Origin of the sequence: Nostoc sp. (assembly GCF_036917615.1) — a bacterium.
GTDB lineage: Bacteria > Cyanobacteriota > Cyanobacteriia > Cyanobacteriales > Nostocaceae > Nostoc.
In genome coordinates this window covers 1-14,642 of record NZ_JBALCZ010000032.1, presented here as the reverse complement: position 1 = coordinate 14,642, position 14,642 = coordinate 1, and the positions used below count along the sequence as shown (strand labels likewise).

At 43.0% G+C, this 14,642-nt stretch carries 16 protein-coding genes and 1 riboswitch; of the genes, 13 read left to right on the top strand and 3 right to left on the bottom strand.

The window, feature by feature from the left end; all coding sequences use genetic code 11:
* Positions 1 to 524 precede the first annotated feature (524 nt).
* Positions 525 to 842 (bottom strand): DMT family transporter, encoded by a 318-nt coding sequence (locus tag V7K85_RS12750; RefSeq protein ID WP_334814037.1) that lies wholly within the window; start codon positions 840 to 842, stop codon positions 525 to 527.
* A gap of 435 nt (positions 843 to 1,277) precedes the next feature.
* On the opposite strand from V7K85_RS12750, the gene V7K85_RS12745 reads away from it, so the two are divergent.
* Positions 1,278 to 1,685, top strand: a complete 408-nt coding sequence (locus V7K85_RS12745) for an Hsp20/alpha crystallin family protein (RefSeq protein ID WP_334814038.1) — start codon at positions 1,278 to 1,280, stop codon at positions 1,683 to 1,685.
* A 240-nt stretch (positions 1,686 to 1,925) separates the two neighbouring features.
* Here V7K85_RS12745 and V7K85_RS12740 read toward each other — a convergent pair whose 3' ends face one another.
* A complete protein-coding gene (locus tag V7K85_RS12740) occupies positions 1,926 to 2,225 on the bottom strand; it encodes a ferredoxin (RefSeq protein WP_334814036.1) in 300 nt (99 codons plus the stop codon).
* Positions 2,226 to 2,329: 104 nt separating this feature from the next.
* On the bottom strand, positions 2,330 to 3,199 hold the full coding sequence (locus tag V7K85_RS12735; protein WP_334814035.1) for a uroporphyrinogen-III synthase: 870 nt from the start codon (positions 3,197 to 3,199) through the stop codon (positions 2,330 to 2,332).
* 229 nt (positions 3,200 to 3,428) lie between these two features.
* Between V7K85_RS12735 and V7K85_RS12730 the strand changes: the two genes are divergently transcribed.
* From V7K85_RS12730 to V7K85_RS12675, 12 genes are all read left to right on the top strand, one after another.
* Entirely contained in the window at positions 3,429 to 3,761 is a 333-nt protein-coding gene (locus tag V7K85_RS12730) for a hypothetical protein (protein ID WP_334814034.1), read from the top strand.
* Positions 3,758 to 4,816 (top strand): AAA family ATPase, encoded by a 1,059-nt coding sequence (locus tag V7K85_RS12725; protein WP_334814033.1) that lies wholly within the window; start codon positions 3,758 to 3,760, stop codon positions 4,814 to 4,816. The genes V7K85_RS12730 and V7K85_RS12725 overlap by 4 nt, the downstream gene beginning before the upstream one ends.
* Before the next feature lie 2 nt (positions 4,817 to 4,818).
* A complete protein-coding gene (locus V7K85_RS12720; protein WP_334814032.1) occupies positions 4,819 to 5,685 on the top strand; it encodes a DUF4435 domain-containing protein in 867 nt (288 codons plus the stop codon).
* A 277-nt stretch (positions 5,686 to 5,962) separates the two neighbouring features.
* Positions 5,963 to 6,874: a S1C family serine protease gene (locus V7K85_RS12715; protein WP_334814031.1), complete on the top strand. Its 912-nt coding sequence runs from the start codon at positions 5,963 to 5,965 to the stop codon at positions 6,872 to 6,874.
* Between the two features lie 456 nt (positions 6,875 to 7,330).
* On the top strand, positions 7,331 to 8,167 hold the full coding sequence (locus V7K85_RS12710; RefSeq protein WP_334814030.1) for a S1C family serine protease: 837 nt from the start codon (positions 7,331 to 7,333) through the stop codon (positions 8,165 to 8,167).
* On the top strand, positions 8,164 to 8,796 hold the full coding sequence (locus tag V7K85_RS12705; protein WP_334814029.1) for a response regulator transcription factor: 633 nt from the start codon (positions 8,164 to 8,166) through the stop codon (positions 8,794 to 8,796). Before V7K85_RS12710 ends, V7K85_RS12705 begins: the two co-directional genes overlap by 4 nt.
* 286 nt (positions 8,797 to 9,082) lie before the next feature.
* Positions 9,083 to 9,496 carry a GlcG/HbpS family heme-binding protein gene (locus tag V7K85_RS12700; RefSeq protein WP_334814028.1) on the top strand — a complete coding sequence of 138 codons (414 nt, stop codon included), beginning with the start codon at positions 9,083 to 9,085 and terminating at the stop codon, positions 9,494 to 9,496.
* Between the two features lie 421 nt (positions 9,497 to 9,917).
* Positions 9,918 to 10,106, top strand: a riboswitch (cobalamin riboswitch).
* Positions 10,107 to 10,128: 22 nt separating this feature from the next.
* Positions 10,129 to 10,320, top strand: coding sequence for a CbtB-domain containing protein (locus V7K85_RS12695; protein ID WP_334814027.1), 192 nt, complete (start codon positions 10,129 to 10,131; stop codon positions 10,318 to 10,320).
* A gap of 38 nt (positions 10,321 to 10,358) precedes the next feature.
* Complete coding sequence (locus V7K85_RS12690; protein ID WP_334814026.1) at positions 10,359 to 11,573, top strand: hypothetical protein; 1,215 nt, start codon at positions 10,359 to 10,361, stop codon at positions 11,571 to 11,573.
* Positions 11,574 to 11,748: 175 nt separating this feature from the next.
* Positions 11,749 to 12,171, top strand: a complete 423-nt coding sequence (locus tag V7K85_RS12685; protein WP_334814025.1) for a DUF1636 domain-containing protein — start codon at positions 11,749 to 11,751, stop codon at positions 12,169 to 12,171.
* A gap of 55 nt (positions 12,172 to 12,226) precedes the next feature.
* Entirely contained in the window at positions 12,227 to 13,456 is a 1,230-nt protein-coding gene (locus V7K85_RS12680) for a glycosyltransferase family 4 protein (RefSeq protein WP_334814024.1), read from the top strand.
* Positions 13,457 to 14,455: 999 nt separating this feature from the next.
* Positions 14,456 to 14,642: integrin alpha (locus V7K85_RS12675; RefSeq protein WP_334814023.1), on the top strand; the 187-nt coding region annotated here is incomplete at its 3' end.

Below are 14,642 nucleotides of genomic sequence, written 5' to 3'. Positions count from 1 at the left end.
GAGATATTGCCTCCTAAGTTCATCGAAGGCAGTAGTACTCTATATTAATCTTAGTTGACCCTACTACAAATAAACAGGAGCTAATAGATGGAATAGCCCATCAAATCCAAAAATATTAGTTACAAACGAGTTGGAAAAAGCCAAAATTTTTTGGTTATAAGCTGATCACTTTGATAGCAAAATTTTGTCAAGGTGATCGCCAGGGTAGCCGCATAATGTCAATAAGCAAGGTTTATTATCAATAAAATCAAAAATAATGTTATTAATCCTTGCTTATTGCTAAGGTTTTAAGCGTTGGCGTAGCCCGCCGCAGGCATCGCTTTGGCGCTTAAAAAATAATCAAACGCGAAATCCTGATTTTTTCGTTGGTTCTTAACCTTCGTTGCGATCAAGAGCAATTTAGATGCGTTTGCCCTGATCCCACCACTTAACCCATAACCCAGCAAAGTAGTAAAAAGTGAGTTTTGTAGTGGGATGTTTTGGTAAACCCGATGTTTTATGAGCCGCCTAATTCCTATCCGCCATCAACTTGCATTTATGCCAATTACCCCGATGATTATTAAGGCGATCGACATAAGTTTGATCAATGTGGCAGATTCATGAAAACAGATAATACCAATAATAGCAATTAGGATAGTTCCCAATCCAGCCCAGACAGAATAAGCCACACTCACTTCAAGTCTCTTAAGAGCAAAAGTCAAAAAAGTAAAACAAAGTCCATAGAAAACAACTATTAATAGCGAAGGAACTATTCTAGTAAATCCTTGCGATAACTTCATGCAAGTTGTGCCTGAAACCTCAAAGAGGATTGCGAAGATAAGGTAAATCCAACTTGTTGACATATCTGTTATCAGCAGTTTGTTAGGAATCTCTTATTATCTCTGTGAAATTAAAAAAATACAACAGGTCGAATTATTCTCATTAGTCGCGCGAATATACTAAAGATTTGTAGGATAGGCTACACATACAAGCTTTAAGAGTAGGGGTGTGGGTGACAGCGACATTTTAAATAGAATTGCGATATTTTAAGTCTGCTTTTGTAGAGTTTACCGAACACAGATATTTGAAATTACCGTACTTGTTATTAAGTAGATTTTTGGTTCGGTAATCTTCATAAATCAGGTGATAAAAACCGAATTCACGCCACTTTTTTTTTCAATACTATGAGAACAAAGCAAGGAATTAAATCCTCAATTAGTTAGACAGTAAGAATATTGATTATCCGAGGTAGAGATATGACATTAGTACGTTTAAACCCCTGGCAATAATTTAACACAATACAACGCCAAATCAATCGCTTATTTGATGAAGATACTTTGCCAACTGCATTTTTGGATAGAGGTTTATCCAGAGTTCCCGCTGCTGAGTTAAAAGAAACTGAAGATGCAATTCATCTGAAGCTAGAACTTCCGGGAATTGAAGCTAAAGACCTGGATTTGCAAGTTACAGAAAATGCTGTATACCTGAGTGGTGAGCGAAAGTCTGAAGCGAAATCTGAAGATAAAGGTGTGATCAAAAGCGAATTCCACTATGGTAAATTCCAACGTGTAATTCCTTTACCTGCTCGGATTCAAAATACCAACGTCACGGCAGATTATAAAGATGGCATCTTGAACCTAACGCTACCCAAAGCTGAAGAAGAAAAGAATAAAGTTGTCAAAGTTAATTTAGCATCATCTGGCTAATTTGCGCTTGATATCTGCTAGCTATCTATTAAACTAAATAAAAAGCGCTCTCCAAAAAGGGAGCGCTTTTTAGTGTGAATTACTCAGCCTATACAGATTTATTAGGAAAGTGCAGAATTTTCAATCTTGTAGAGTATGTTATTGAGTAGGATAACGCACCACCTAGATTTTAGGTACGCTAGGACGAATGTTCTAACGCATCCTACAAAACTTGCTCTCTATCAAATCTACATTTCTTAGTTAAGCATTAAGTGCATCTTCTTGATTGGTTTCGATAACACAGTCAGAAGTGGCATAGGCAACACAGGTGAGAACCCATCCCTCGTCAATTTGTTCGTCGTCTAAGAAGTTCTGATCTGATTGGTCAACTGTACCTGAAATCACCTTCCCAGTGCAGCTAGAGCAAGAACCAGCGTTACAGGAATAGGGTAAGTCTAGCCCATTTTCCTCGTTAGCGATCTCTAGGATGTACTCATCTTCAGGAACTTCAATTGTTTTTTCTCCATTTGGAGTACGTAATGTAACTTTATAAGTTGCCATCTAACAATCCCTAGCTAAATTTAAACTCCATTTCCGATACTACGGGTTTATGTGCAGCTAGTCTAGAGTTAAATGTGGTTAGATTACTCTACATCTTGATGCGCTTAGTGTGAAGTGGAAGTGAGAGGAAAAAATTCTGCGATCGCTTCTGCAAATCCCTCAAATGAACTATAATCTTTGGACACAATAGAGACATTCATACCCAACTTTTGGGCATTGGCAGTTGTATAAGGGCCGAAACATGCAATAATGCAACGTTCATAATCGCTTTGCGAATTGACCATTGTCAAAAAGCTTTCTACTTCCACCGTGCTACTAAAGGCAATTACATTGATCATTGCTTGACGTATCAGGTTTAATTCAATACTGTAGATATTTTTATCTAAACTCTGTGTAATATAGGTGGGTACGCGAGTTACTTTCATACCCAATTTCTGCAAATCCGTAATTAAATTGGGTACAACATCAGGCTCAGGCAAACCAACAACTTCTGGAGCCGGGATCAGCACTTTTTTATCGTGAATTTCTGGTAGTTTCGCTAGTTCTGCGACAATTCCGGCTGGGCTAGATTCTGTGGGGATTAAATCTACTTTGCCACAAAAAGATGATAAGCTTTCTGCGTCTTCTCCTAATGCACATAAGTGACATTTTTGTACCACAGATACGGGAATATTTAAATCATTCATCCGCTGAAAAAATGCAGTGATACCGTTTCTACTGGTGAAGACAATCCAATTAAATTCATCTATGCGTTCCAGAGCAGTATCTAATTTGGTGTAGTTTGATAAATAACAGGTTTCGATAGTAGGCATGAGAACAGGTAGACCACCTTGTTTGATGATTTGTTCAGATAGCCTAGAAGCATAATTTCTCGGTGCTGTTACTAAAATTCTCTTGCCATACAAAGGTAATTTTATAGATGGAGTGAGCAGGTCGATTTCTGTAGATTGGGTGTGCATTTGTTTATCTTCCATTTCATTACTATTTCACTTTAGAATGTAATACGCTTAGTGTTCATGATATTTTGCCCACATTTTTGTAACAGTTAAAGTTTTATCAATCGCCAACGCCTCATCAGGAATGATGGGGGTTTTTCACGTCTCAAGACAATTAATCCTATAGAACTCGCGTTAGAATGTCCTAGATTTGTGAATACTAACTATTGACCCTGATATCCTAAAATTAGGCTCACTGCACGCCGCAATGGATAAAGCCGTCCTCGAAGCTTACATCTGGAGTGACATCCCTGCCGACTGCACCCTCCTGCGAGACTACGATGATCAAGAAACCAGCAACGGACGACAGCGAAAAAAACCTTGGCACTACCGTTGGACAGAAGAAGTGCATAATCAAGTGTTAGCACGCCTACTCCATCTTAACCAAGAGCGATCGCAAGCCGAAGTTCTCGCCGGTAAAACAACACAGAAGAAAACTAACGCTAAAGCTAGTAAGAAGAAAACAACCAAAACAAAATCTAAAAAGGTTGTGGAAAATATACCAATAATACCGGGATTTGACGTGGAGACTAGCTTATGAAAATTCAATCCCTACAGCTAAAATATTTTAAAAAATTCCGGTCTTCTACATTTGATTTCACAGATCCAGAAACTGGGTTAGCGCGAGATATTATTGTTCTCATCGGCATGAACGGTGCTGGAAAAACAAGTCTTTTACAAGCGATCGCTTCAACACTCGGCACAGCAACCGGACGATTAAAGGAACCCTCCGATTTAGAATGGGCAGGATTTAACTATGAACTGCTTGGGAGTAACTGGGGAAGATTTGAGCCAGAGGTAAATGTAAAAGTGCAGTTTTCATCTGGTGAACTCCAAGCTGTGCGATATTTTCAACAGAAATTACGAGAAATGGGTCGTGATTTGCAGCCTCCTGCTGAAAAGCATATTGTTACCCTTAAATGGCGAAATGGGCGTGTTCAAGCAGATAGTGCTGCTGAATTATTTCAATTTCAAGGGCGAGAATACGCTAAACAGCTACAACGTGCTGAAGGATTTCAAGTATTTGACCGAGTGGGTACAATTCTTTGGTACACAGAACAGAGAACATCAACTAGCCTGACTACAGAAGACCCAGATCGCAAACTAGAAATTACAGAAGACCTGTTGCGCGATCGCCTTTCTAAGTGGCGACAATTCCATCAAGATGTAGGAACACCTAAAATTCCCAATCTACGCCAAGGACAAAAGGATTTATACGCCGAAATTGAACGCGGTTACAAAGCAGTCTTTCCAGAACGCAGTTTTGAAGGCCCAGTTCTGCGAGAGAATGTGGACGATATCTTGAGCGAACCCTGGTTTTATTTATATGACGGCAAAAACCAGTATGAAATTTCTGAGATGTCCGGCGGTGAACGTGCTATTTTCCCAATGCTAGTGGACTTTGCTAGTTGGAATATTCACAACTCTGTCATTCTTATTGATGAAATTGAATTGCACCTACATCCACCAATGCAACAGGCATTGCTTAGAGCTTTGCCCAAGTTAGGCACAAATAATCAGTTTATCATTACAACCCACTCTGATTATATAGAGCAATTAGTGCCTGAAGCATATATTATCCGGCTAGAGGTGTAATTGTGAGTGTCGTTAGTGGCAAAATTATTTTCTGTGAGGGCAAGCAAAGTAGTTTAGATTTTAGACTACTTAATAGAGTTGTCGAGAACCTTTTAAAAAATAAGCCTACAATTGTTCCCTGTGGTAGTAAATTTACCTTTTCGGTCTTTGTTCAGGGTTATTTTTCTATAGATGGAGCGATAAATCAACAATATATCATTTTTCGCGATCGCGATTTTGACGTTCAACCTACTGCCAACATCGGATTAATCCAATTCAAGTCGATGTTACTTACCCATCGTGCTTGCGTCGAAAATTATTTATTTAACGCTGATTTGATTCATAATTATTGGCACACAAAATATATAGAGAAACAAGACAATCCTACTTCTCAATGGGAGCATAAAAATTCACCAGGTATTGAGGCGATTTCAGCGTGGATCGAAGAAGCTGCAAGAAGTTTGCAAGATTATCAAACAGTAAGATGGGCATTATCTGATTTGTTGCAATCAAGTGCAGCCCGACATCAATTTAAAACAACATGGACAGGTGGTAGTGGTCAACTCCCATCTTTACTCACTCTACATGACTGTCGGAATCAAGCTGTGGCACTAATTAACCAGTTTCAACAGGCTGTTGGAACAGTCACACTAGACAGGTTTGAACAGAGTATTGCTGTATATCAGCAGCAGTTTGCCCAAGAGGAATTTTGGACACAGAAACAGTATTTGATCTGGTTTCATGGAAAAGACATTCAAAAAGCTATGCAGCGACAGAAATCTCAGTACATTTCTCTGAAATATTTTTTTAATTGGGCGCTTAATGAAATTGATGTTAATCAGTACCCCGATTTAATTGAGTTACAAAACAGAATTAGCTCTCTTCAGTAGTCATTTTTTAGTTCAAGGATAAACTCACGCTCGTAAATTGGCGTTCGCGTAGCGTGTCCTTTAGGACAAGCTATTGATTGAGCATTGTGAGAATTGCAACTCGCAGAACCGCGAATTATTTGAAAAGTCGCGGTTCTTTTTCCTGCGCCTATGATTCAGGATTGCTATATAAATCCTAGCCATTTTTCTAGGGTGAATTCTCCCCATTTTTCCGATGCCATCTGTGTTGAGCAAACGGCACGATATGAATATCTAAGAACGTTTGCAGAAAAATTTTATGTCTTCATTACTGGCTCTGTCCAACAGTTTAGCTGACACCGTAGAACAAACTGGGAGTGCTGTGGTTGCAGTTAATGCGGGTACTCGTGTTTCCCCAAGTGGCATTCACTGGCGGAATGGGATCATTGTTACCTCTGATGAGTCCCTCCAGCGCTATGACGACATCACCATCACCCTATCAAATGGTAGCACTGCACCAGTAACACTCGTCGGTCATGACTCTAGCACCGATATCGCTGTTTTTAAACTAGAAAATGTCGAAATACCTGTGGCAAAAGTTGGCGATGCCAAAACCCTCAAAGTCGGTCATCTGGTACTAGGACTAGCAAGAGGTAGCGAAGGTGACTTAAGGGCGGCGATGGGTGCAGTGAGTGTGGTTAGCGGTGCTTGGCGAAGTATGAGTGGCGGAAATATTGACCAATTCATCCGCCCAGACATCAACCTTTACTCTGGCTTTGCAGGTGGGCCGCTCGTAGATGCTGGTGGTTTTGTAGTAGGTATGAATACATCGGGGCGGCGTGGTACTGCTTTGACTATTCCCACTGCTACAGTCGATCGCGTGGTTGACCAATTAGTTGCAAAAGGACGCATTTCCAAAGGCTACTTGGGTGTGGGAATGCAACCTGTACGCTTACCAAAGAACCTGAAAACTGCTCTCAATTTAACTTCTGCAACTGGGGTAATTGTTGTCAATGTTGAGCCTTCGGGGCCCGCTGATAATGCAGGTGTGCTGCTTGGCGATGTTTTGGTGACATTCGATGGCGTAACTGTGGGCGATACAGGTGATGTGCTGGCGCTGCTCAATAGTAGCGATCGCATTGGTAAACCTGTAAACGTGCAAGTTGTCCGGGGTGGAGTGTTAGTTGAGTTAGCGATCACAGTTGGCGAACGACCTACTAAGGAGGAATAATGCCAATTTGGGATGGGTTTAACTAGCTGTGTGAAGATTTATCTAAATTTTCTATTCATTCGAGCTTTGAACTCGGAACTTCCACCTTTGAACTCGAACGTTCACGCTTTGAACTCGGAACTTCCACCTTTGAACTCGAACGTTCACGCTTTGAACTCGGAACTTCCACCTTTTTGCTCGAACGTTGAGCTTCTGAACACAGAACTTCCACCTTTTTGCTCGAACATTCAAGCTTTGAACTCGGAACTTCGACCTTTGAACTCGAACATTCGAGCTTTAAACTCGAAACTTCCACCTTTTTGCTCGAACGTTGAGCTTCAAAATTCGGAACTCTCAGAATTTGCTTTCCAAAGTTGGGTTGACTGATATCTTACAGGATTCTCAATTATCTCAACCCGACTAAAAACTATTGTCAGTCCACTGATTTTACTTTGACATGCTCAAAAAGTGTATAACATGGCAAACACAACATTAACTAACATCGCTGCTGAATTGACAGAGGTAGCTGCTACGCTACGTGATCGCACTGTCAAAGTGAAAAGCGGCTCTCTGGGCGTCGGTTCGGGTGTAATTTGGCAACCTGATGGACTAATTATCACTAATGCCCATGTGGCAACTAGCAACCGTGCAACTGTGGAATTGGCAGATGGAAGGGTATTTGATGCAGTACGTACACAATTTGACCCACAGCAGGATTTAGCAGCCCTGAAAATTGTCGCCACTGATTTAACTGCTGCAACCATTGGCAATTCTGAGACGCTACGAGTGGGTGAATTAGTCTTAGCGGTGGGTAATCCGTTTGCTGAGAGTGGTGCTGTGACAACTGGAATCATCTATGCAAATAATCCACGGGCAGTTATGGCCGATTTGCGGCTGTATCCTGGTAATTCTGGAGGGCCGCTTGCCGATTGTCTCGGTCGAGTCGTGGGAATTAACACCATGATTGTTAATGGTTTGGCTGTGGCAGTTCCTAGCAACACCGTTGAGCGTTTTTTACAGGGCAATAGTCGTCCGCAACTGGGAGTCACACTGCAACCTGTGCTTTTAGGTAGGCGTAGCTTGGGTTTATTGGTGTTGTCAATTTTACCTGACAGTGTAGCGGAAACTGCTGGTGTGCAAATCGGCGATGTTTTAATTGGAGTTTCGGGGCGATTATTTACTAGCATAAATGACTTAACCAAATATCTGCGTGAGAGTCAAGGATCTGTGCCGCTACAACTCCTACGCGGTGGGCAGCAATTAGTGATTTATGTTGCGGTGCAGTCTGGGAAAACTGCTGTGGAGGCGACATGATCCGGGTGATGGTAGTTGCCACTTCCCCTGTAGTGCGGGCAGGGTTATCAGCTGTGGTAACTACCAATCCTCGGCTGACGGTTGTGGGGAGTGCATCCGATTTGGATGTATTGGCAAGGGAAGTTGGGCAATTACAACCAGATGTGGTGCTGGTAGATTTGAGCAGCAATCTTCAACAATCGGTGTGGGAAAAATTGCTGCTTATTCAAGAGGAACAATACCCATTGGCAATGATCGTGATTGTTGAGGAACTCGACAGCATCGATTTAGAGACAGGGTTACGTTCTGGTATCCGGGGGATATTGCCCAGTACTAGCACAGAGTCAGAAATTGTCGCTGCTGTGGAGGCGATCGCTTTTGGTTTAGTGGTGTTGCACCCGGATGCTGTAGAATTACTGTCTATCCGGGAAAAAGTGGTGGCGAATCCGGTACAAAGTTTGACACCACGGGAAATAGAGGTTTTAGGAATGCTTGGGTCAGGGTTGGGAAATAAAGCGATCGCTAAACACTTGCACATTTCTGAGCATACCGTCAAATTTCATCTCTCATCCATTTTTCAAAAGCTCAGTGTCTCCAGTCGCACCGAGGCTGTTGCTGTGGGTGTGCGACTGGGTTTGATTATGCTGTGATCTGTAGTGATTATCAGTTGGATGCAATTGATCAGGAGCTAAGATCCCGTCTAATGCCATTTTACGAAATGCCTGATATCAAATGATTAATCTCTAATTCTTTCCCCCTGCTAAGAGCTCCCTGTCCCCCCGCTGCCTATTTGTATCAATCTGAATGTGAAACGGTATAACCAGCGCTTGAAGTCTTCCCGGTCTTGAAGGGGTACACCGAGAATTTCTGGTCGTGATATCCTTTATTGATGACACGCCCCTCAACGCACACATTTCTACGATTGAAAGAATTACCATGACTTCTGACAAACATTCTGTATCTTTGGATGACGCACGACGAATACTAGCGGCAGGAGAAGCGAAGGCTCGTGCAATCGGACAACCAATGAATCTTGCGGTTGTTGATGCTGGCGGGAATCTTGTTGCTCATATTCGGATGGATGATGCCTGGATCGGAAGTATCGATATCTCAATTAACAAAGCATTTACTGCTCGGGCGTTTAATCTTTCTACCAAATCCCTTGGTGAGAATGCTCAACCAGGAGAACAATTTTATGGTATTCACGTCTCCAATGGAGGACGAATCATGATCTTTGCCGGGGGTATACCACTTCAACGCGATGACCAGATAGTTGGTGCAATCGGAGTAAGTGGTGGTAGCGGTGAACAGGATCAAGCTGTAGCTGAGGCAGCTATCGCAGCTTTCTAATACCATTACACTAGATGTCTCCAAAATAGAAGCAGCGCCCATTGAGCAGTGGGATTAGCAAGTCCACCCAAAAATCTGAACCACACCTAACTATTGTAGTCATCTACCAAACACCAGGAGGAAATGCGCGTTTCCTCCTGGTGTTTTTGTTAGTTTTTATCCCGGAAAGCTTCTGACTCTAACTATTTTGTGTAAACTTGTTCCGGATCAGAGGCGAAAATCAGAGTCCAGTTCAAAATTTGATTGCAGCATTGGATATCGAAGGTATTGTTTTAAGCTTAGATGCCCGACATTGCCAAAAAAAACTTGCAAGCTAATAATCGATCATGGCAATGACTAGGCGATCGCTCTTGAGGAAAAAAAGTTTTCGATTCACTGAAATATTTGTTATAAAGTCTTTTAATATCCTCCTTAATCGTGTATGCTGAGTCCACAACTCGGTTCTGACGGGTGCTTCCCCTCAGAGGAAACAGGGAAAGTGTAGTGAAACTCTACCGCTGTCCCGCAACTGTGAACTTCAGCGCTCAGTCATCTGTTTTCAGTGATTTACTGTTTACTGCCGACTGCTCCCTGTAGAAGTCAGAATGCCTGCCGAATCAACCATTAATATCGTCTTATCTGCGAGGTACAAAATGACGGTTCAATCTTCTACTTCAGCCCAGCAACAAGTCGCCCGTCGGGTGTTATCAGTGCCTGTACAATCAGCGCTCTATGTGACACTGTGTTCTTTGACTCTGTGGACAGTTTATTTCACTACATACCCTGCTATCCATGACACGACTCATACTCTGCGTCACCACACACTAATGGTGAGTTGCCATTAGTTGATTGAGTCAATGATTAGCAGGAGTGAAGAAATCAAATGACAAAATTTAAGTGGTCTAAGCTGATCGGTGCGATTTGCATGATCGGAATTATCTTCTATGGTTGGATCGGACTTTCCCAATCTGCTCAACCATCGGTGCGGCTAACAACCAATCCACCGATTAATCAGGTTCTACCCCTTGAGGCTGAAGCCACTACAGTTTTGGGATCGGGGCATTACAATCCGCCAGTGCAGCTGATGCTGCAAGCCGTAGATGCTCAAGGGCAGTCTTTAAAGGATGCCAAAATCCACTTGCAATTGTTCACGCGTCCTAAAAACCCCTGGTTCACAACAGATTTTCCGATCGTCGAGGGGACAAAGTTGCTGGACATTGAAGGCAATGCACCAACAGGTCAGTTGCAGGTTCAACAAACCCTGCCGATCCGGGGAACGTATCAACTCCAGGTAGCAGTTACTCCGCTGGTTGCCAATGCGTTTCAGCCGATTCAGCAAACGCTGACGCTGACGTTGCCGGAAAATCCCTTAAAGTTTCGCTACTTTGGCATCCTGGTTGTGATTTTGCTGGCAGTTGGACTACTAGGAGGTTGGGTGATTGGGGGCAGACAAGCGATTCAACCGGGAGAAATTGCCCCGCAACAAGTACGATTGTTGTTAAGTGGATTGATTGTGGTAGCGATCGCTGCACTCCTCTGGGTCAACATCAGCGCTGAACTTGCCGAATCGCACCATCATATGTCGATGCCAGGTATGGAAGAAGTTCCGCCCTCTGGTAAGCCCTCTAAATTGCAGTCTCAAGGACTTTATATGCAACTATCGGGTGACCAGAGTGCAACGGTGGGTCAACCTGCCAAATTGCAGGTCAGCGTCAGTGATCCCAAAACCAGCCAACCCGTGACAGATGTGGTGTTGAAGGTAACAACCACCCAACTGGAAAATAATTGGGTGGCGTTTGCTTATCAGGGGACTCCAGATAGCAATGGAAAATTGGCGTGGGAGCAGGAGTTCTTTGACGGTGCCCCCCATAGCGTTGTTGTCGAGGTTGCACCACAAGCAAACGCAACCCGGCAATTTCAGCCATTCCAAGTTGCAGAGAATATTCCAGTCGAAGGTGTAGCTCCGCCGATATCTGTCCGGTTGATTTCGCTGACTTACTTCACGGGAATTGTGGTAATTGGTTTGCTGCTGGGACTGTGGCTGCGACAGCGGCAGACTCCGCGTAGTGGGATGACTTGGAAGCGTAGCGTTTCGTAAGTCAGTGTCAAAGGGCGTTATTGCTGTGTCATGCGGTTATAAATACATTTGCCCTTAGTTTGTTCGCCTAATGACCGGACAGGCTGATTGCTTAAAATCCATGTCGGATACCATTGAGTGTTCGACATGGATTTTTATAGACACAGCATCAGAAATTGAACCCTGCAATTTATCTATGAATCATCAACACATTATATTCGTCTGCACGAACTGTGGAAGTAGTCATCAGACAAAACAGTATGTTGCTAAAAGCGGCGGTGAACTGCTGCTAGAGAAATTACAAACCCTATATGATGACTGGGTGTTGCAAGACGAGTTCTCGATTCAACCCGTTGAATGCATGGGTGTTTGTGACCAAGCTTGTGCAATTGCTTTCGTATCTTTTGACAAACACACGTACTTATTCGGCGATCTGCCTGCTGATGCTGAAGGTGTAAAGAAGACAGCAACTGCCGTACTTGATTGTGCTAGTCAGTATCACGCCAAGCCGGATGGTTTACTCCCCTACGCCAAGCGCCCTGATCTGCTCAGAGCCGGAGCGATCGCCCGGATTCCACCTATGCCGACAGAACTTTCAGATCGTAGAGAAGCGACGTGACATATAGCCTCCAATGAGGTCATGGTGTATGTATCACATTTGATTCATCACTTATATGAACATTTTAATGCTATCTTCCACCTTTCCCTACCCACCAACACGCGGAGGAACCCAAGTCAGGACATTTAATTTACTTAAATACCTGAGTCAACGCCATAGTGTTACCCTCGTGACTCAACGCGAGGGCGATGTTACAGACGCAGAAGTAGCAGGATTACGCGATTGTGTTGATCATCTAGCCATTTTTGAACGTCCGCCAGATTCTGGAACCACCGGAATGTTGAAGAAAATACAGAGATTGGGGAGATTTTTGCAACAGGGGACACCGCCAAGCGTACTCAACCGCTACTCAATTGAGATGCAAACGTGGGTTGATAACTGGGTGGAAGCAGGGAAATGTGATGTAATTACCTGTGAACATAGCGTCAATGAAATTTATGTCCAATCGCATTTTCAAAAACAGCTAAAAACCATAGTTAATGTTCATAGTTCTGTTTACGCTACCTGTCGCAACCAACTAACAATCGGCATTTCCGAAAATTCACTCCGAGACAAAATTAATCTGCCACTTTTGCGTCGTTATGAGCAAAGTTACTGTGCTAAATTTTCGGCAATTGTCGCCACAACAGAAGAAGATAAAATTCAATTACAAGAATTTAATCCCAATAGTGAAATTACAGTTATTCCCAATGGTGTAGATTTAGTTTCTTTCCCCAACCGCACCACCGATCCAGGAGGACACCGCTTAATTTTCATCGGTGCAATGGATAATTTAGCAAACATTGATGCTGTCTGTTTTTTCAGCAACGAAGTTTTGTCAGAAATCCAAAAATTGTATCCCAATACAACTTTCGATATTGTCGGTTCTCATCCAGTGCCAGAAGTTTTAGCACTTGAGCAAAAACCAGGAATTAATGTGATTGGGCGTGTGCCTTCGATGGTAGAATATTTACATCAAGCCACCATCTGCGTTGTACCGATGCGGACTGGGTTTGGCATTAAAAATAAAACTTTAGAAGCAATGGCAGCTGGTGTACCTGTAGTAGCCAGCGATCGCGGCTTAGAAGGATTAGCCGTAGATGGTGCTAGTCATACATTACGGGCATTACGAGCCAATAAACCGGTAGAGTACCTCACCGTTATTAGTCAACTATTTGATCATCCACATCTGCGTTCAGAATTGTCTGACAACGGCAGACAACTGGTAGAAACAGAATTTACTTGGGATATCGCTGGTAAAAGCTATGAACAAGTTTGTCTTGGGAGGAGTAATATTAATTCGTAATCACACTCCTACGGACGCTCGATTACTCGTTGGCATAGCCCAAGGTAAAAAAGAGGCTGCGCTATCCGTTGATTGCAACTGGCATTGCGTTAGCCTTTGGCTAACGCACCAAGAGAAGGTTTCGGTGCCGTACTCTCAGCGATAACGCAATGCCAGTCCGCTCAAGTCGAGCCAGCCGCTTGCGGGGGTTCCCCCGTTGTGCGGACTGGCGTGGTAAACCCGCCCACACGGCTGGCTCCCCTACACATACTTAGATTTTTTCACGCAATCAAATCGGATTGCTATACATACACGATTTGAAGAGAGCGATTTCTCCGACGCACTATTCGGCATTGTAAAGACTTTAGTAGAATTACACTTAGCCTATTGACATTGCTTAGATATTTATCAGAATATCTAAAGTGTTTTGAAAGATATCAAAACAACTTGAAAATTTCAAAGTCAAATCCTTTGAGGAAATCATACCCAAAGAGCGTTATCAACATCATTCGTAATTGAATTTCTTAATTAAAAATTAGGAATTACGAATTACGAGTTATGAGTAGCAGTAGCAATAGCATTTTCTAGGATACTGTAAATAAGCGGTTATTCTACAAGCCCAAAGCCTACCTGGTTGCGGAAGTGGCGGTGAATTGGCAGTTCTGAGATAGTACGTCAACTCTCAGTGGATCAAATTTTGTCGTACAAGCATAAGGGCACAGCAGTGCTCATTGGTGTCAACTTAAGCGCAAACCCCTTTAAAACCTCGTTTCTAGCCTCTGGCTAGAAATGCTCTTACTTGCGGCTCTGCCGCAAGTAAGAGTCTCTGACTCTCATTAGGCATTCCCAATCTCGGACTGGGAACGAGGCAATCTCTGAAGGACTTATCTAGACAGGCTTTCACGTTAAGTTGACACCAATGTACAGATGTGCACCCCGACTTGGAACACAGAACTTCAAGCTTAGAATCTTAAAGCCGACTCTCTGACTAAGAATAAATAAACTTACATTGAGAAAATCATGGCTAATTCATCATTCGATTTCGTTAAGCTCTCTTCTTTGAATGGCACTAATGGCTTTTTGATTAATGGCATTGCAGCACTTGACTTCTCAGGCATCTCAGTCAGCAATGCGGGGGACATCAACAACGATGGCGTTGACGACTTGATTATTGGGGCAAGTGATGCCTCCCCCAACGGCAAAGATG

What these genes read in the sequence shown, in the direction of transcription:
- V7K85_RS12700 (WP_334814028.1), top strand. Translation starts at nt 9,083, where the DNA reads ATGACTTCTGACAAACATTCTGTATCTTTGGATGACGCACGACGAATA.
- V7K85_RS12695 (WP_334814027.1), top strand. Translation starts at nt 10,129, where the DNA reads ATGACGGTTCAATCTTCTACTTCAGCCCAGCAACAAGTCGCCCGTCGG.
- V7K85_RS12685 (WP_334814025.1), top strand. Translation starts at nt 11,749, where the DNA reads ATGAATCATCAACACATTATATTCGTCTGCACGAACTGTGGAAGTAGT.
- V7K85_RS12725 (WP_334814033.1), top strand. Translation starts at nt 3,758, where the DNA reads ATGAAAATTCAATCCCTACAGCTAAAATATTTTAAAAAATTCCGGTCT.
- V7K85_RS12710 (WP_334814030.1), top strand. Translation starts at nt 7,331, where the DNA reads ATGGCAAACACAACATTAACTAACATCGCTGCTGAATTGACAGAGGTA.
- V7K85_RS12715 (WP_334814031.1), top strand. Translation starts at nt 5,963, where the DNA reads ATGTCTTCATTACTGGCTCTGTCCAACAGTTTAGCTGACACCGTAGAA.
- V7K85_RS12730 (WP_334814034.1), top strand. Translation starts at nt 3,429, where the DNA reads ATGGATAAAGCCGTCCTCGAAGCTTACATCTGGAGTGACATCCCTGCC.
- V7K85_RS12740 (WP_334814036.1), bottom strand. Translation starts at nt 2,225, where the DNA reads ATGGCAACTTATAAAGTTACATTACGTACTCCAAATGGAGAAAAAACA.
- V7K85_RS12690 (WP_334814026.1), top strand. Translation starts at nt 10,359, where the DNA reads ATGACAAAATTTAAGTGGTCTAAGCTGATCGGTGCGATTTGCATGATC.
- V7K85_RS12750 (WP_334814037.1), bottom strand. Translation starts at nt 842, where the DNA reads ATGTCAACAAGTTGGATTTACCTTATCTTCGCAATCCTCTTTGAGGTT.
- V7K85_RS12735 (WP_334814035.1), bottom strand. Translation starts at nt 3,199, where the DNA reads ATGGAAGATAAACAAATGCACACCCAATCTACAGAAATCGACCTGCTC.
- V7K85_RS12705 (WP_334814029.1), top strand. Translation starts at nt 8,164, where the DNA reads ATGATCCGGGTGATGGTAGTTGCCACTTCCCCTGTAGTGCGGGCAGGG.
- V7K85_RS12680 (WP_334814024.1), top strand. Translation starts at nt 12,227, where the DNA reads ATGAACATTTTAATGCTATCTTCCACCTTTCCCTACCCACCAACACGC.